Here is a 19,080-nt window from a genome sequence, read left to right on the forward strand (position 1 = left end):
CGCCCCGCTTTCGTTTCCATTATAGGCGCCTCCCGACGAAGTGCGTAAGGATGATTTTATTTCACCCCGGGGTGAAAATAGTTCATCCTCCCGCAGCCTGCCATTCCCCTCTTATACTGCAATAAGAGATCATTTTGACAGGGAAAGGAAGATTCTGTAATGTTAATGAAAAGAGGGAGGGCATTAAGCTGGCGTGCGCTGCCGTTATGGCTTGCCTGCATGATGCTGATCAGCAGCGTGTATCCTGCGGCTGCCTATGCCAGCGGCGGGGAAGCAGGGCCTGCGGCGGCGGAGCCCTATGTTGTGACCGCAGCCGCAGAGAAGACAGAGGTGAAAACCGGAGAGCAGGCGAGCCTAACCGTGAAAGTCGCCGCCAGGGTCGATCGGGAGGCGGCGGTTGCCCTTCAGGTAATCGGCCCCGCAGGTAATATAGTTGCGAAGCAGCTATATCCCAAGGCCATGCTGTCCTCGGGCTCGGAGATGAGCTATTCCTTTGCGTGGAACGTGCCGCACGCGGTTCCAACAGGGGAATATGTCGTTAGCGTTCAAGTGACGGATGCGGAGCGCAAGACAATCTATGCCAACAATGAGCGGGCCGTCGTGCTGAACGTGCAATCGCCGATAGAACCTCCGAAGCCGAACAAGCGGGCGGATTATACGGCGGCAGCCGTCACTGGCCGGACGATGTTGAAGGCGGGAGAGACGATGGCGGGAACCGCCATGGTGCAGAGCTCTCACGATACGACCGTGCAAGTGAAGGTGGAGCTGTTCCATGCGAGCGGCGCCAAGCTGTACAGCCATACTTATGAGAATCAGGCCATGCAGGCGAAGCAGCGCTACCTGTTCCCTATGGAGTGGAAGGTGCCGAAGGATGCGAAGCCGGGCTTGCATCAAGCCATCGTCAGTATCAGTAAGCCAGGCGGCGGTGAGCTGTATAAGCGGAATTTGCTGAGTGGTTTTTTTATCGTGACCAAAAACGGCAATACGAACATCGGAGACACAACGCCTCCATCCGTTCCCGGAGGGCTTCAGGCCGAGGTAGCGGGCGATGGCTTCATCAAGCTGCGGTGGACCCCGGTCAAGAATGTCGATACAGCCGGCTACAAGGTGTACGTGAATGGCGCAGAAGCGGGTTGGAGCCGCGAGGTGCAAGCCGGTCAGGAGCCAGAGTACACAATTGCCGGACTTGCCAACGGCAGGGCGTATACCTTCTCTGTGTCGGCGCTGGACTTGGCGGGCAACGAATCGGCTCGCTCCAAGTCGATCAGCGCTGCGCCGATTGACCGCATTGCGCCATCGGCTCCACAGGGGCTGACGGCACAAGCTGGAGACGGAACGATTACGCTGTCATGGCAAGCAAACACGGAGCGCGATCTTGCCGGATACAGGCTGTACAGCTCGACGGATCAAGGCAAGTCTTGGGATGCCGGTATTCTACTTGGCGTGGAAACCAGCTATACCGCCCATGGCTTAACCAATGGCAGCACCTACACGTATGCTCTTGCAGCGCTCGATACGTCGGACAATGCTTCACCGAAGTCTGCTCCGGCAAGCGCAACGCCGGTCGACCGAACGCCGCCCGGCGCGCCTGCCGAGATCGGGGCCGAGGCAGGGGACGGCGAGGTTATCGTTCGCTGGTCGGCAGTTGGGGCGGCCGATCTGCACGGATATATCCTCTATGTCTCCGAGGACGGCGGAACGACCTGGAGGCCGGGCATTGAGGCAGGCAACGTGCTTGCCTATACCGTAACGGGCCTAGCCAACAACACGGTATATACATTTGCGGTGGCAGCCAAGGATCAGGTCGGCAACGAATCGGGCAAATCGGTGTATACGACCGCGACGCCAGTCGACGGCGCTGCTCCCTCCGCGCCTGCCGGTCTGACGGCTGAAGCCGGCGACGGAGAAGTGAAGCTGCGCTGGTCGCCTGTTCCCCCCGAGGAGGGCGCCGAGGGCTACCTGGTATACGTCTCGGAGGATGGAGGCGCAGTGTGGCTCGCCCCTCTTCCAGCGGGCAATGCGGCGGAATACGTGGTTGGAGGTCTGACCAATGGTGTTGCTTACACGTTTGCAGTAGCCGCGTTCGACGGGCAAGGCAACGAGTCCGACAAGTCGGCGCCGGTTGAGGCAACGCCGAAGGGCTCCCATACGGGCGATCTGACACCGCCTGCGGCTCCCGTCATTATGATGGGCATTCCAGAGAGCAACGGCGCTGTCATCGTGTGGACGGCAGGTACAGAGGAGGATCTGGCCAAGTACAGAATCTACAAATCCGCGGATGGCGGCGCCACTTGGGATAGCGGAGTGGACGTTGGTCTCGTTACGATGCATTTCTATCAGGGCTTGCAGGGGGGCCTGCCTTATACGTTCGCCCTTACCGCGATAGACACCAGCGGCAACGAATCGGAGAAATCGGAGCCCGTGACGGTAACTCCAATAGTTGGACCGGACCGCACGCCTCCCGCCGTTCCGACCGGTGTGTCGGCTGCGCCGGGAAGCAAAGTCATCGGTGTGTCCTGGAGTCCCGTTCCAGACGCGGATCTGCAGAACTATTACGTGTATGTGACCCATATCGCAACAGGCTCCTTCCAGCGCATCTATGCGGGCACGGATACGTTCTACAGGGTGACGAATCTGACGAATGGCGTTGAATACGCCATCGAGGTAACTGCCGTCGACCAGATGAACAATGAGTCGGCAAGGTCGGCTGCCGTCCATGCGACGCCAATCAGCGAGGATCAGACGCCGCCGTCGGTGCCTGCCCATGTTCGAATCACGGATGTGAGGGACGGTATGCTGTCGCTAGCCTAGAATGAAGCGCCCGACGAGGATAAAGACCATTATAAGGTCTATAGGTCGACGGACAACGGAGCGACATGGGGACCGCCTCAGACGGCTAGAACTGCGGCCTATCTGGCCACCGGCCTGACGAACGGCGAGCGGTACACATTTGCTGTCACAACGGTGGATGTCAATGATAATGAATCGGCGAAGTCTGCATATGCCAGCGGCGTCCCAAGCCGATATGTTGTGCCGCAAGGCTTGACCGCCAGCGCGGGCGACAGGGAGGTGAAGCTGGGCTGGCGTGCTGTAACGGCCGCGGATCTTAAGGAATACAAGCTGTATACGTCCATGGATGGCGGTGTGACCTGGAACACTGGCGTAAGCGTAGGCCGAGCGACGGGATATACCGCGAAGCCGCTGACAAACGGCCAGCTGTACAGCTTCGCCGTAACGGCGATTCGTACGGACGGCGCGGAGTCCATTCGCTCCGAGGCGGTATCCGCCAAGCCGGATGCGCTTATCATTCCGCCAGATCCCAGCACGATTGCTCCTGCGTTGCCGAATACGAATAATGTCACCTTCAAGGAATCGATCTCCTTCTTATATACGGGACCGAAGCCTGTTCAATACGGCGTTATGCCAGGGGCGATTCAGGAGCATCAAGCGAGCGTGCTGACGGGCGTCGTTCACGATACAGCCGGCAATCCGGTTCCTGGCGTCAAAATTACCGTGCTGAAAAACGGCGACCTCGGCATGACCGCGACTCGCATGGATGGCGCTTACGATATCGTTGTTAACGGCGGCGGCGGCATTACGCTGCAATATGAGAAGGCGGGCTATATGACCGTTCAGCGCAAGGCGCCGGCAGACTGGAACGAGTTCTTCACCATGCCGGAGGTCGTGCTGACGCCTTATGACACCCAGGTCACTGAAGTGAGTATGTCAGAGGCGACAGAGGTTCAGGTTGCACAGAGCAGCCCTGTTACGGATAAGGACGGCACGCGTCAGGCGAGTCTGCTGTTCCATCCATCGACTACAGCATCCATTACCCTTCCGGACGGTACGACGAAGACGCTGGATACGCTGCATGTGCGTGCGACGGAATATACGGTTGGCGACAAGGGCGAAGAAGCCATGCCGGGTGAAATTCCGCATAACGTCGTCTACACGTACGCTGTGGAGCTGTCTGCGGATGAAGCCGTGGCAGCGGGCGCGTCGCGCGTCCAGTTCAACAAGCCAGTCTATGTCTACGTCGACAACTTCCTGGACCTTCAGGTCGGGAGCATTCTGCCTAACGGCTATTACAATCTGCAGGAAGGCGCTTGGGAAGCGGAGACGGACGGCGTGGTTGTGAAGCTGCTGAGCGTAGCCGATGGCGTGGCGCTGATCGACATGAATGGCGACGGCTCGGCGGAGACGGAGCAGGAGCTTGCGGCATTCGGCTGGACCATGGAGGAGCGACGGAAGCTTGCGGGCATGTATGAAGCGGGCAAGACCCTGTGGCGCGTGCCAGTGGAGCACTTTTCGCCGCATGACTTCAATATGCCTCCTTTCGTTGATCCGGATGAGCGTTTGATGCCTCCTTTGGATGGAGAGAAGAACCCGGGCAAGGATGCAGATGGCAAAAAAGATCCCTGTAACGACAAAGGTTCTATAATCGGATGCCTGGGACAGACACTCGGCCAGTCGATCCCGGTCCTGGGCACCTCCCTGACCCTTGATTATGACAGTCAATTCGTCGAAGGGTACACGGCAAGAAGTGAAATTGAGCTTCCCGTTACAGATGGCAGACCTCTGTCAGACCGTCTGCAGTACGCCACGGTTACACTCATCGTGGGAGGACGCACGATTACGAAGTCCTACAGCTTAAGCTCGTTAAGTCAGAACATCAAATTTAAATTCACGTGGGATGGCCTGGATCGTTACGATCGGAAGCTGGTAGGCCAACATCCTTACAAAGCCGTTGTCACTTACCATTATCCGCAGAACATGTATGTGGGCAAGCTTCCCGGATCAGGGGGCGGAGGGGGCTCTGGTTCAGTAGGAGCCGGCACAAGCTTTGGAAAGTCGCTCAGCAAGGGTCACGTAATGATGGGTTATTTCCGCGAAACCCGGGGGAGCGCCACCTTGAACCGTGAGTTTCAAGGGTATATGACAAGTCCGTATAACCCATATCAAGAAACGGGCATTGCCGGATGGAAGATAAGCGCGCAGGATTTATTGCTGAACCTGGAGCAGGGCACGGTTACGGAAGAGCTTAACGAAAAGGATCAGGGTATTGCTTTTGGCGTTTTCCCGAGCAGCATATTTGGTCCAGACGGCAGCTATTACGTCCGTAAAGACGGCAATATTGTAAGGATAAAGCCGTTTGACCAAGGGGTGGAGGTAGCTGCTGCACTGCGCTCCCCAAGTGACGAGCTAATTGCCATGGCGACCGACGGCACCATGTTTGCAAAGGATCCACTTACCCAGAACGTGTACCGCAAGGAGGCGGGGCAGTCCGAGTGGAAGCATTTTGCAGGGAATGGTACGGAACGTCCAATTGGCGAGAAGCAATATTACCCAGACGGTACGGCGGCCACCTCCATCTCTTGGAGCAGGCAGTTCAATGATTACGAGGTCGGACCGGATGGCAAGCTGTATTTCCTTGATAATTATGTATTATACCGAGTGGATCAGAATGGCCTGATGTTCCCGTACGGGGTGGAAGACGAAGCTGTACGGTCAGACAATTATTTGGGTAAGGGAACAACTACAGGGCCCGGTACGAAGGAGAACATCGGTGAGGTCATGTCAGTCGAGATCGGGAAGGACGGCACGATCTATGTCCTGCAGGGCCATAAGATCAATCCTTGTAAGGTTGGCTGTGAAGCTAGAGGCTTGTTCGTATCGCAGATTAAGTCCATTGATCCAAACGGCGAGATTCGGGTTGAAGTCGGCGTGCCATTCGCCTCTCGCTGGGAAGACGAGGTAATGGCCCAAAGCTACAATATTCAAGATGGGGTTAAAGCGAGTGAAGCTTTGTTCAGCACTTTATCGTTCGAGCGGGATGAGGAGGGCAACTTCTACTTTGCTTTTGACGCATCGAGCAATATATTTCAGGCGATTTACAAGGTAGATACGACTGGGACCATCAGATTGTTCGACCCCAAAGCCATTGTCACCGCCAAAAATACGACAGCAAGAGAAAATCATAAGGCACCGGATTCGGTGGACGTCAGACTGCTGCAGGCAGGGCCGGAGGACCAGGTCCTACTGTATACTAGACCAACCAACTACGAAACAATGGTATTCCGTACGTTCAAGGGGGTTGGCAATGCAGAGGGCACATTATCTCTTCCGGATGCTAGCGGTATGTACGCCGGTGTATATGATTTGAGCAATGGCCGTTTAGTTCGAACAGCGAGCGCGTTAACGGGCAAAACTCACTTCACATATGAGTATGACACTGCTGGCCGTCTAGTTGGCATGAGTGATTTCAAAGGAGAGACTGTGCGGATTAATCGTAATGACAGCGGTACGCCGGTGGAAATCATAAGCCCATACGGACAAGTGACGAAGCTTAAGGTGGAGAATGGCCAGCTGACCGAGGTGACGAATCCTGCAGGGGAAAAGTACCGAATGATCTATAACGAGAAAGGCTTATTGAAGCAATTTATTAATCCTGAGAATCAAGTCAAAGGCTACAGTTATAGCGGGGATGGACGCCTTGTGCGGGCGGAGACAGCCCGAGAGGGAGTCAAGACGCTGCAGCGTACCGAGCATGACTACGGCTATGAAGTGCTTGTCACGGACCCAGACGGCAGGACGACAACTTTCACCGTCCGTGAGTTGATTGGATTCCGGTCGGTGACGATGAAGAATAGTGACGGAGCCGAAATATCAACCAATGCATCCGCCTCCTTGACGACTAAACGGTATCCGGATGATGCCGTGGACTTCATGACCTTTGCTCGCGACATGCAATGGGGCGAGGAATATGTGACACAAGTCCGCACCTTAACACATGATCGTCAGGAGGTGCTTCGGACGATTAAGCGCGAGGTGACGCTTGCCAACGATTACGATCCGTACAGCATTGTCTCCATGAAGACGACGACGACGCTCGAGGGCGGCTCGACGACTCGGGAATATTTCCCCAATGATCGCAAGGTTGTCCTGACTTCAGCGACAGGGCATCAGGTCGTCTACTTCTTGGATGAGTGGGATCGCACCATTCGGATGGAAGAGCCGGGAACGTCGATCGCTCCGATTCTGTACACGTACGACGAGCGCGGGCGTCTGAGCCGCATGGAGCAGGGGTCGCAATTCCAGCAATACACGTACAACAATCGCGGGCTGGTGGAGTCGGTAACCGACGCGGCTGGCTTCACGAGAACGTACCAGTACGATGCTGCGAACCGGCTCGCAGCCATGACCACACCGGGGCAGAAGCAGTACCAGTACGGGTATGACGATGCGGGGAATCAAACCTCGTTGACGATGCCGAATGGAGATTCGATCCATCAGGGCTATAACGCTGACGGGCAATTCGAGAGCCTGCGCTTCGGGGACGAAGCAAGCGCCTTGACCATTAGCCGTACAGCAGGCTCTACCAAAGACCTCTCCACCCTGTGGAGCGGACGGACTATCGACTATACGACCGAGGGGATGAATCTGGTGTCCGTAGAGGATGAAGCTCTGCTGCGGGAGTATACCTATGATCCGGATGAGATTCTGGGCCGTGTCCGGACGATTGATACCGTGACGAGCAATGCTCATGCGGATCAGCAGAGTCTGTCCTACCAATATCATGGCATGCATGTGACTGCCGCTGCTTTTACCGGCGATGCGGAAGGCCAATTCGCCTATACGAACAATAAGTTTGGTCTGATGACCGGCATGACGGCCACGATCGGCGATTTCACGTATGACATGCAGGTGGTCTATAACAAGGATCATGAGATTACGCAGATGGGACCCTTCCAATACCAATACACCGGTCCCAATAAGCGGCTCGGGGCCATTCGGGATGGCAAGCTGCATATAGACCGCAGCTACGATGAGCTCGGCCGTATCGCCGGAATCACGTACCGAATCGGGGCTCAGGAGATTTATCGTACGGCCTACACGTATGACCTTCGCAATTACCTGGCTGCGAAGACGGTGACGTCGGACGGACGAACGGAACGATTCCTGTACACGTACGACGCGGACAGCCAGCTGACGGATGTGACAAGAGAAGTGAATGGCAGCCCCTCCATACAGGAGCATTACGAATATGACGACAACAAGAATCGTGTCGTCCGCGAAGTGACGGGAGCGGGGCGTGAAGCCAGCACATACGGGCCATTCGACGAGCTGGAGCAAGCTGGCTCCGCATCGTATGCATTCGACGAGGACGGCTATCTGACCCGCCGTGGCGAAGATACGTTCCGTTATGCGCCAGGAGGAGAGCTGCTGGAGGCGACGGCGAACGGCGATTCCATCCACTACACGTACGACGGGCTGGGCAGACTGACGGCAAGGGAGGATACCCAGGGCAAAACCCAATACTTGTACGGGAATATGAATCAGCAGCGATCTGTCAGCGCGGTTGTAGCACCAGACGGGACCATTACCGTATACAACTATGATCTCAATGGATATGTCATGAGCATGGAGCGCGGCGGCGAGACGTATTATGTCATAACCGACCAAGTCGCTACGCCTGTGCAGGTGCTGAATGACGAGGGCGAGACTGTGAAGGCTATGCAGTATGACAGCTTTGGCCGGCTGCTGAGCGATTCCAACCCATCGTTCCGTCTGGATATCGGCTTCTCCGGCGGCATTGCCGATGAGGATACAGGACTTGTCCGGTTCAGCACTCGAGATTATGATACGTTATCGGGACGCTGGACGGCGCGCGACCAGATCTTCTACGAGAGCGGCCAGGCGAACATGTACGCCTACGTCAACAACAATCCTATTATTGTGCGCGATCCCTGCGGCCAGGCGTGTATCGGCGGCTCTCTCTACGAGGGCATCGGCGGAGGCGTCAAGCTCTGCTTCAGCGATGAAGGCGCAGCGATCTGCGGTGAGATTGGCGTGGGTGTAGGCGGCGGCATTGACATCAGTCCGTTCGAGGACCTGCCTTCCACACATGCGGCCTTCGAGATCGGCGTCAAGGTGAAGGCTGGCGCCGCTGCCCTCTCTGGCGGCTATGAGTGGAAGCAGGAGCAGGGCGCGCCATGCGTCCAAGGGGCGCCGAAGCTGTCGCTCGGCTTCGGCCCGCTGGAATACGACGCGATGACCTTTACGGAATCCAAGGCATCCGGCACGCCGGGGGATAGGGGCAAGAAGGTGAACGATCTGATCGGCAAGCAGTTCGAGGAGCATAACAACGACGGCTGGAATATGAAGAACGGCATCGAAGCGTCGGCGAAGCTGAAGGGCTGCAAGGCTAGAAAGTGGTAAGTGTCAAGCGTTAAGCGTCAAGGAGGAGAACCGCCCGGCCAACCGGGCGGTTTTTTCCGTTGTTGCGCCCAATAACGATCTGACGTGTGGCTATCGGGTTTTGGGAGAGCTGGTGCGGCTCTATAACGACACGTGGGATTGCTATTGCACCTCAATTGCAGCTAATTCGAGCAATAACGATCTGACGTGTGGTTATCGGGGGGCGGGAGGGCTGGTGCGGCTCTATAACGACACGTGGGATTGCTATTGCATCTCCATTGCAGCTCATTCGCGCAATAACGATCTGACGTGTGGCTATCGGGTGCTGGGAGGGTTGTTGCGGCTCTATAACGACACGTGGGATTGCTATTGCATCTCCATTGCAGCTCATTCGCGCAATAATGATCTGACGTGTGGCTATCGGGGGGCGGGAGGTGTCAGTTATTGTAGTCTACACTCATTAGAGATAAAGTGAGAAGAAGATAGAATAGACGAGACAAAGGAGGCGCCGCCATGAAGGACAACAATTATTACGGCACGTTTATTGAAGTGAGTGAGGACTGCCCCGTAGCGGAGGCCGAAATTCCGAAAGCGAGAGGCGATGCGAAGACCGTGCCGGTTCTGCAGTACGAGATGATCGCGAACCATCCTTACCGGTACACGCAGGAAGACGTGTTATTCGAGGTTTACGCCATTCGCAGCGGCATTGCCGAAGAGCAAAAGCCAGCTTCACGCGCGGCGTTTTTTTCCAAGGGACAGCCCTGTCTGCGCACATCATCGCTGGGCAAACGATATGGCTGGGGCTTGCATCATAATGCCTAAGGCAAAGTTGCTTTGTTCGCCGTTGAATCCGATGAATACAAGGCGTTCGCCAAGGACGAGAGCTTGAAGCGGGTCAAAGCGATGCGATCCAGCCGGGCGTAATTGGTATGATGCTCCGTTGAAGAGCGGCGGCTGTCCGCTTGCGGTCCAAAGCTTCGTTATAGAGCGGCGCCGGTAGTGTCATGCTGTTCTTGCTCCCTCTTCATATGCTTTAATGAGAGGAGTAAGGATTGGAGAGCATGTAGACAAGAATGACGGAAGTGAGACGCTATGAAAAGAATAACCATAGGCTTGTTCGCTCATGTCGATGCGGGCAAAACGACCCTTGCAGAACAGCTTTTGTACCATACCGAAAGTATTCGGACGAGGGGGCGGGTCGATCATAAGGACGCGTTCCTGGACAGCCATGACATCGAACGGGCCAGAGGCATAACCGTGTTCGCCGATCAGGCGATGATGGACTATGAAGGCGCCCGGTATTATTTGATCGATACGCCTGGTCATGTCGATTTTTCCCCGGAGATGGAACGGGCCGTCCAGGTCATTGATTACGCCATCATAATTGTAAGCGCGGTGGAAGGCGTTCAGGGCCATACCGAAACCGTCTGGCAGCTGCTGCGCAAGCAACAGGTGCCGACGTTCTTCTTCGTGAACAAGACCGACCGGGTTGGAGCGGACGCGGAGGGGGTTCTGCAGGACATACGGCGCCAGTTGACCGGTGATGTATGCTCCATGACGGAGTGCTTCGCCGGCGGCCTCATAGGGGAGGAGCTGCGCGAGTTTATGGCAGAGCGGGACGAGAAGCTGCTGGATGCCTATCTTGCAGGGCGGAGCGACTCGGATTTCTGGCTGGAAGCGCTGCGGAGAATGGTGAGCGACAGCCGTCTCTACTTATGTGCGCACGGCTCGGCGCTGCAGGACACGGGTGTGGCGTCATTTTTGGAGCAGCTGCATCTGGTATCCACTGCCCGCTTTGACGAGAACGGCTCGTTCGGAGGCCGCGTGTACAAAATCAAGCATGACGCGAGCGGCGTGAGACACACGTATATCAAAGCTTTAAGCGGCCGGCTGAAGGTGCGGGAGCAGCTCCAATATGACAGCGGCGGGATTCAATACGACGAGAAGCTGACCAGAATTTGGCTCGTCAATGGCGCCAGATCCCAGCAGGTGGAGCAGGTAACGGCAGGCGATTTGTTCGCGGTTGTGGGCTTGTCTGCGGCGGAAGCCGGACAAGGATTAGGTCTGGTCACGGACAGGCTTGCCTACGAAACGGAGCCGACACTGCAGTCGAAGGTACAGTTCGACACATCGCTGCATGTGCAGCAGGTGCTGGGGGCGTTCCGTATTCTGAATGCGGAGGATCCCTCTCTGAATGTCGTCTGGGAGGAGCAGCTGCAGGAGATACATATTCGGGTCATGGGCGTCATTCAGCTGGAGGTGCTGGAGCAGCTCGTGAAGGAGAGATTCCAGTTCCATATCTCCTTCAGCCAGCCGGAAATCTTGTACAAGGAAAGCATTCGCTCGGCGGTAACGGGTTATGGGCACTTCGAGCCGCTCCGGCACTATGCCGAGGTCCATCTCTTGCTGGAGCCGGGAGAGCGGGGCAGCGGGTTGCAATTCGAGAGCAGCTGCCATCCGGAGGTGCTTGGCTACAGCTATCAGAATCTGATCCGGACCCATCTCTACGAACGGGAGCATCACGGACTGCTGACAGGCAAGCCGATTACGGATGTGAAAATAACGCTGCTGCGAGGCGCCGCGCACAACGAGCATACGCATGGGGGAGATTTCCGCGAGGCGTCATTCCGCGCGCTGCGGCAAGGCTTGGAGAAGGCCGATAATCTGCTGCTGGAGCCTTATTACCATGTCAAAATCAAGGTAGGCATCGACGACATGGGTCGGGTGCTGTCGGATATACAGCGCGCCTCCGGCACGTTCGAGCCGCCGCAGACAATGGAAGGCAGCCATGCCATCATCACGGGAAGGGTGCCCGTGTCGACCTTCATGGATTACAGCACCGAGCTTGCCTCCTTCACGCATGGCCGAGGCAGCATCCGCTGCACCTTCAGCGGCTACGACCTTTGCCACAATGCGGAGGAGGTCATCGAGCGAATCGGCTATCGCAAGGAAGCCGACCCCCTCTACACCTCCTCCTCCATCTTCTGTGCCAAAGGCGCGGGCTACTCGGTGCCATGGGATGAGGCGGAGGCCAAGATGCACCTGCTGTAATCATGAGCACGTCAAACAGCCCGCTAGCTGACTAGCGGGCTGTTCGACGTGCTATGGCGCTCCTGTCTGTAGACAGCTTGTGCTGTACTACTCTTGAATGGAGATATGTTCGGCGTCGACGCTTACTGCCTCCGCCCGGAGGACGGTCTTGAAGAAGGAGACGGGTACATAGGTTACGCCGCCGGACAATACCGGAGCTGTGCCGAGCCGGAAAGGAGCCATCTTGGCGTACAGATATTCGTCTTCACCAATTTGCAGCGAGATGACGGGACCTACGCGAACCGTTCTTGTCTCGGCTTCCCACGTCAGCTCATAACCGAGAGCTTCGGCTGCTGCGCGGAGCGGCACCATAACCGTCCCGTTCTCGTGCAAGTAAGCGCTTGGCGCTGTGATGGCTTGACCATTAATCAGCAGCAGCTTCTCCTCCACGTTGCCGAGATCGGTAATGATCACGTCCTCCTCGGCGCTCACTCCTTGCTCGGGTTCATCCTTAACAGGAAGAACAGTCACTTGCTCCGGCGTCGTCTGAGCCGGAATGCTGCGCGTGACAGGTCCATAGACGACAACAAGATCACGGCCTGCAAGCTCGCCTTCATAAGCCGTTCCGTCCGTCTGAAGGATAGTTGTTTCCTCGGATAAGTTCAGCTTCAGCGATCCGTCAGCGCTGACCAGATTCTCGTCAAAAGAATCGACCTTCACGTTCCGTTTGTCGTCCGCAAGCGCAATGGCGACTGCTGTATACTGAGGCGGATAGATCATAATGACGGGCAGACTCGCGTCGTAGAAGGCGATAATACTGGAGCCGACGGCCAGCTCATCCAGCAAGTAGGTCTGCTCCGACATGATCAGATTCGTGATGCTGCCATCCTCTGCTTCCAGCGTTACCATCTCCATATCCTCATTCAGGCCATAAGGCTCGATGGCTTTAATGATGCCCGTTACGGACATATAATGTGAAGCCTGCTCCTGCTCTGTTTGCTCTTGCTCGACATTTGCCATGATCGGCTTAATGGACACCGGGTCGGTGCCTCCTCCGTTCGCGAAGACAGCGGCGCCGGTAGATATGGACAGTACGGCCACGGATAAGGTGCTTAGCAAGGTTTTTCCCATTTTGTTTGTCATCGTAATCTCTCCCTAGTCTGAATATGAGTTAGTAGCCTTCCTTCCTATTCTGACGAGGGAAGCTCACAAAAGGTTGCTGGGGAGATTAGAGTATGACGACAAAGGTTCGCCATTAGATCGTTCAGGCCGTCTTGCCTTACCGGAATACTAGAATTCCTCCACGCAAAAAACCCCCTAAGGGATGAGAGCCTTGTCCAAGGACAAGCTTCATTCCCTTAAGGGGATGGATTTACAGATGTGACTGTTCTGTGATATGCTTAAAAAATCTATATGTCGATATATTAGCTAAAGGCGAAGTTAGAACATTTTATTTACACTTTAATCTTACCATGAGATCTCGTGAGATGTCAAATTTAAATTTTTAACCCCAAAAGGAGTGTGCGCAGTCGATGATCGACGCTAACGAATGGAAGCGGGAGCAGGAGAGGCTGGAGCTGGTAACGGAGCTATTGAGGAAGCGGATAGCGGACTTGGAGCCGGAGGTTGCGGGTCTGAGGGAGCAAGTGACAGACATCCGCAAGCAGTTCTGGGAGGAGGTCACCGTTAACACGAGCACCAACGAGGATTTCGAGGAAACCTTCTACAGCATTAAACAGCAGGAGGCGCTGTTGTCGGAGCGGGAGCGAGGCCATCGGCTGCGAGTGCGGCAATATAACAATATGAATCGCCTGCTGCCATCGCCATACTTCGGGAGAATGGATGTGGAGGAGGAGGGCGCCGAAGGCAGGGAAGCCGTCTATATCGGTGTAGCGTCCTTTGTTGATGAGGAGGGTTTAAGCTTCCTCGTGTATGACTGGAGAACGCCGATTGCCAGTCTTTATTATGATCAATCGCCGGGAGCCGTCTCCTATCAGACGCCTGGAGGGACCATTCACGGCGTGATGCACTTGAAGCGACAATACCTGATACGCAACGGCCAACTTCGGCATGTATTCGATACTAGCGTCACGATTGGCGACGAGCTGCTTCAGCAGGCGCTTGGCCAGGGCGCCGACGCACAGATGAAGAGCATCGTGGCGACGATTCAGAAGGAGCAGAATGCCATTATTCGCGACGATCGTAGCCGCATGCTCATCGTTCAGGGAGCGGCAGGAAGCGGGAAGACGTCTGCTGCGCTGCAGCGGGTGGCGTACCTGCTGTATAAATACCGAGAGCGGCTGACAGCCGATCAGATTGTATTGTTTTCGCCGAATCCGATGTTCAACAGCTACGTGTCGACGGTGCTTCCTGAGCTTGGCGAGGAGAATATGCAGCAGACGACGATGCAGGAATATATGGCTAAGGGGCTGGGTCCCTCCCTGCGTCTAGAGGGACCGTTCGAGCAGCTTGAATATGTGCTGTCTGCGCAGGAGACGCCCCCGTATGCCGCCAGGCTGCAGGGCATTAAGTACAAGTCGTCGGAAGCGTTCCTCGAGGCGCTTCAAGGCTACGCGAACTGGCTTTGCCGGGAGGGTATGACCTTCAATGAGCTGCGGTTCAGGGATCGTGTGCTTATCTCGGCAGCGCGAATGTCCGCGCAGTTCTACAGCTACGACAGTTCGGTTAAGCTGGGCAATCGCGTCGCCATGCTGCGAGAGTGGCTGCTGGGTGAGCTGGCAGTGCTGGAGCGCCAGGAGCGGGGGGCCGACTGGGTGCAGGAGGAGCTGAGTTATCTCGATAACGAGCATTACAACGAAGCGTACCGTACATTGCTGAACAAGCATGAGCAATCGGAAGCCTTGTTCGACGATATCACGAAGCAGTATGTTGATGCATACGAGAGGCTCGAGGGTCCTAAGATCGGCGTGGAGAACGTCTACGATTTCGCTGATCAGGAGGAGGAGCTGCTGCGCCGGAGGATCGTGAAGGAGCAGTTCGGCCCGCTGAGACGGGATGTCAGACGGTATAAGTTTGTAGATAGTCTTGCATTGTACGGCCAGCTGTTCCAAGACGCGGATGCCTATCGAGTCATGACCGGCATGACAGACGTGCCGGAGCATTGGGAGGCGATTGGCCTGCAGACGCGTGAGAAGTTGGCTCGGCATGAGCTGTTCTATGAGGATGCCGCTCCGTTTCTCTTTGTCAGGGAGCTTGCGGAGGGCGTGAGAACCCATACTGAGGTGCGGCATGTGTTCGTCGATGAAGGCCAGGACTACTCGCCCTTCCAATATGCCTTCCTTCAACGGCTGTTCCCGCGCGCCCGTATGACAGTGCTTGGCGACTTTGGCCAAGCGATCTTCGCTCAAGCGACCCAGTTGCATCAGCATGACTCGCCGCTTGTCCGTCTCTACGGTGAAGAGGAGACGTCCTTCATTAGGCTCGTTCGCAGTTACCGCTCCACACGGGAAATTGTGGCGTTTACAGGAGCGATGCTGCCTGGAGGCGAAGACATTATACCGTTCGACAGGAGCGGAGGGAAGCCCCGCCTGTGTAAGCTCGAAGGAGCTGAAGAACGGGTGATGCGTGTCCGTGAGGATCTTGCGTTGCTGCAGGACGAAGGGTTTGTTTCCATTGCAGTGATTGCGAAGACGGCGGCGGAGAGCCGGGAAGCCTGTGAGGCGTTAATGGCCTGTGGCGTCCAAGGCGCACGCCTGATTACAGAGAAGACGCTCACGTTCACAAAGGGCATCGCGGTTATTCCCGCTTATCTGGCCAAGGGCGTCGAGTTCGACGCCGTGCTGATCTGGGACGCATCCTCCCGCAGCTATAACCGAGAGAGTGAGCGTAAGCTGTTCTATACAGCTTGTACGCGCGCCATGCACCGGCTTCTGCTCTACGGGACGGGAGTATGGACGCCCTTCGTGCAGGAGCTGGATCGCTCGCTGTATGACGAATGGGAATGGAGCTCTGGAGCTTGAAGCGGGATATGTCCTGATGCTATATACAGATAAACAAATTGTTCTTGACAGAGGGCGGGGAATGCCCTAATATATTCGATAGTTTGAATATCCGAGAGATGATCGGTATGGGCCCCAGCAGGCGGTTTCGTATGAGCAGCTGAATAATTGCGATTGTTCAGGTGAACATACAGAGGAGAGCGCGGGGATCAGATTGAAGCAAATCGGTATACGGCTTCCCTTGTCATGGGGGTGTGGCTGTATGCCGTTTTTTACCACAATAGAATTTATAAGTTTTCGAGCATTCGAAAACGGAAATTCTATTTGGCGATAAATCCTACATCTAAACACGGTCGCTCATCTCTGAAAGGCCTCGATAGAGGATTTCTCATTGGGGGTGAAGGAAGTGTCGAAGGGCCGGATGGAGTCGGATATCAGCAAGGCGCTGACCCAGTGGGAGAAGGATTATCTGGGACGCGGATCGGTTACCGTCAAGACAGACATCCTGCGGGATATGGTGATTGTCATGCTGAGAGGGGTCCTGTCCCCTGCGGAATATAAGCTCGCCGAGACGCGAGAGGGCCTGCTGACGGTGAAGAAGATGCGGTCTGAGCTGGTGGAATCGGGTGTCTCAGAGCTGGCAGGCATTATCACTCACTTGACGGGGCTTGAGGTGCTGTCGTTCCATACAGACTTAAGCGCCAAAACGGGCGAGCGCATGATGGTATTCAGGCTGTCGGAGGACGTGGAGAGAAGTCTGTCCTCGTAACGCAGTTCATATCGGGAGATGAACCAAACAACCGGAAGGCTCCGGTTCGTTGGACATAAACCGGCTGCTTCATGCAGAGCGACAAATAATCAGAACCGCTGATTATTGGATCGCGCTGCTGAAGTCAGCCGGTTTTTTTTGAGCCATTTTAGTGAGGAGAGTGTCAACGTGAAAGAGATTATTATGCAAAATATGTTGTCGCCGGTTGTCCTATTCTTCGCTCTGGGCCTGCTTGCGGCGCTTGTGAAGTCTGATCTGAAGATTCCGCCGGCGATAGGAGAAATCCTGAGCGTCTATCTGCTCATCGCGATAGGGCTTAAGGGCGGCATTGAGCTGTCCCATTATTCGCCGCTCCTGCTGGTGAAGCCGATGCTGGGCGTCTTGTTCCTGGGCACCATCATACCTATAGCGGCTCTGGTCGTCCTTCGGTGGCTGAAGCTGGACTTCCCGAATGCGATCGGCCTGGCTGCCGCTTACGGCTCCGTAAGCATTGTCACCTATGGCGCCGCGCTGTCATTCCTGGATCACTCGGGAGTCGCTTATGAGAGCTACATGAATGTGCTGATTGTGCTGATGGAGAGTCCGGCAATTATCCTCGCTCTCTTCCTGATGAAGTGGAGAGAGAAGAGCAGGGCAGTGGCTATGGCCACTCCTGCGGGAGCGATAGGCATAACGGCGGGATCATCTGGTCTCTTGAACGGATTGTTCGACAAAGAGGTGCTTCGGGAAAGCGTGTTTGGCAAAAGTGTGCTGCTCCTGCTGGGCAGTCTTCTCATCGGCTGGGCCAGCGGCGAAGCTGCGGTGCCGATCGTCAAGCCGCTGTTCATCGATATGTACAAGGGCGTGCTGATGATCTTCCTGCTGCAGATGGGGATCATCGCGGGACAGCGTCTGCCGGAGGTGAGGAAGCACGGCATGAAGCTCATCCTGTTCGGACTGCTGATGCCGCTGTTCTGCGGCGTGCTGGGCGTGCTCGTGGGCCATCAGGTCGGTCTGTCGCTGGGCGGCAGCGCCTTGATGGGCGTGATGGCGGGCAGCGCCTCCTACATTGCGGCCCCCGCGGCGCTCAAGACCTCTGTGCCGGAGGCGAACCCATCCATCTACCTGGGGCTGTCGCTCGGCATTACGTTCCCGATGAATCTTCTCATCGGCATTCCCTTCTACTACACGGTAGCGAGCTGGGTGCAGTAAGCGGTGATGCAGCAAACGTTGGGTTTATCGTGGGGTGGAAATTTATAAACTCAACGTCTGCAGCTTGAAATCGGCCAATAATGAAGAGAATATAGATTATTTTAATAGATATTTATAAAAGGCTGGAAATTCTCGAATGACAGAATAGATGTCACGAACCTCAAAAATAGTCGCATGGGCTGCATATACTTCCTTCATATTTAATTTTCTGAAGGCCAATTTCGTTCTTGATATATGAAAATACTGCGTAATAACCATAGCGGAATCCAGATCATTTTCATTCATAATTTTCCTGGTGTTCTGGGCGGTCATATAGGAGTTGTATCCATTACTATCCTCTATGATAAACGCCGCTGGTACTCCTGCATCAACTAAGTACGATTTCATAACCTTTGCCTCATCGTAACCTTCCTTACCCATTCCACCACTAACGATGATGAAAGGGAAGTAGCCCTCTTTATAGAGTTCTACGGATTTATCTAGTCTGGCTTTTAGACGATCGGAGGGCTGCCCATTAGTTTCTACTTTGTTTCCTAATACCACCGCTACGTCTACGGGTTCTATTTCATCATTTAATCCGTCGATGACTACAAAAACAGTGTGGATGATAAACCATGTAAAAAGAAAGCTTCCTGCCAATAGAATAAATCGCTTAATGATAGCTGAGTCCATATCCTCACCTCATTTTTTCCTAGTTCACTCTTCATTTAATAACACCGAGATTCAGTCAAAAAAAGATTACAAAAAGCATTCCAACACAGCTACAGCAGTGGATTGCCGGTTTGCCCAGCTATATCAAGTATTGACTTACTTCTAGACGTCATGAATAAGAAATTGTTGCAAATGAGAAATCCTCTATCGAGGCCTTTCAGAGATGAGCGACCGCGTTTAGATGTGGGATTTATCGCCAAATAGAATTTCCGTTTTTCGAAT

At 55.1% G+C, this 19,080-nt stretch carries 8 protein-coding genes and 1 pseudogene; 7 read left to right on the forward strand and 2 right to left on the reverse strand.

Annotated features, from left to right (window positions below; translation table 11 throughout):
- The first annotated feature begins 159 nt into the window (after nt 1-159).
- The 4 genes and pseudogenes from AB1S56_RS01595 (at nt 160) to AB1S56_RS01610 (ending at nt 12,249) form a co-directional block, all read left to right on the forward strand.
- A complete protein-coding gene (locus AB1S56_RS01595; protein WP_340871716.1) occupies nt 160-2,811 on the forward strand; it encodes a fibronectin type III domain-containing protein in 2,652 nt (883 codons plus the stop codon).
- 153 nt (nt 2,812-2,964) lie between these two features.
- A complete protein-coding gene (locus tag AB1S56_RS01600) occupies nt 2,965-9,219 on the forward strand; it encodes an RHS repeat-associated core domain-containing protein (protein WP_340871715.1) in 6,255 nt (2,084 codons plus the stop codon).
- A 492-nt stretch (nt 9,220-9,711) separates the two neighbouring features.
- Nucleotides 9,712-10,122: pseudogene (locus tag AB1S56_RS01605) on the forward strand (DUF6157 family protein).
- A gap of 168 nt (nt 10,123-10,290) precedes the next feature.
- Nucleotides 10,291-12,249, forward strand: coding sequence for a translation factor GTPase family protein (locus AB1S56_RS01610; RefSeq protein WP_340871714.1), 1,959 nt, complete (start codon nt 10,291-10,293; stop codon nt 12,247-12,249).
- An 87-nt stretch (nt 12,250-12,336) separates the two neighbouring features.
- Here AB1S56_RS01610 and AB1S56_RS01615 read toward each other — a convergent pair whose 3' ends face one another.
- On the reverse strand, nt 12,337-13,371 hold the full coding sequence (locus tag AB1S56_RS01615) for a copper amine oxidase N-terminal domain-containing protein (RefSeq protein WP_340871713.1): 1,035 nt from the start codon (nt 13,369-13,371) through the stop codon (nt 12,337-12,339).
- A gap of 389 nt (nt 13,372-13,760) precedes the next feature.
- Between AB1S56_RS01615 and helD the strand changes: the two genes are divergently transcribed.
- The 3 genes from helD (at nt 13,761) to AB1S56_RS01630 (ending at nt 18,147) form a co-directional block, all read left to right on the forward strand.
- Complete coding sequence (gene helD / locus AB1S56_RS01620) at nt 13,761-16,208, forward strand: RNA polymerase recycling motor HelD (protein ID WP_340871711.1); 2,448 nt, start codon at nt 13,761-13,763, stop codon at nt 16,206-16,208.
- A gap of 370 nt (nt 16,209-16,578) precedes the next feature.
- Nucleotides 16,579-16,956, forward strand: a complete 378-nt coding sequence (locus tag AB1S56_RS01625; RefSeq protein ID WP_340871709.1) for a DUF2294 domain-containing protein — start codon at nt 16,579-16,581, stop codon at nt 16,954-16,956.
- Between the two features lie 168 nt (nt 16,957-17,124).
- The gene (locus AB1S56_RS01630; protein ID WP_340871708.1) at nt 17,125-18,147 is read left to right on the forward strand and encodes a sodium-dependent bicarbonate transport family permease; all 1,023 of its coding nucleotides are present in this window, start codon (nt 17,125-17,127) and stop codon (nt 18,145-18,147) included.
- Nucleotides 18,148-18,243: 96 nt separating this feature from the next.
- On the opposite strand, the gene AB1S56_RS01635 is transcribed toward AB1S56_RS01630, so the two are convergent.
- Nucleotides 18,244-18,819 (reverse strand): YdcF family protein, encoded by a 576-nt coding sequence (locus AB1S56_RS01635; protein WP_340871706.1) that lies wholly within the window; start codon nt 18,817-18,819, stop codon nt 18,244-18,246.
- Nucleotides 18,820-19,080: the final 261 nt, after the last annotated feature.

Source organism: Paenibacillus sp. PL2-23, from assembly GCF_040834005.1.
Taxonomy (GTDB): domain Bacteria; phylum Bacillota; class Bacilli; order Paenibacillales; family Paenibacillaceae; genus Pristimantibacillus.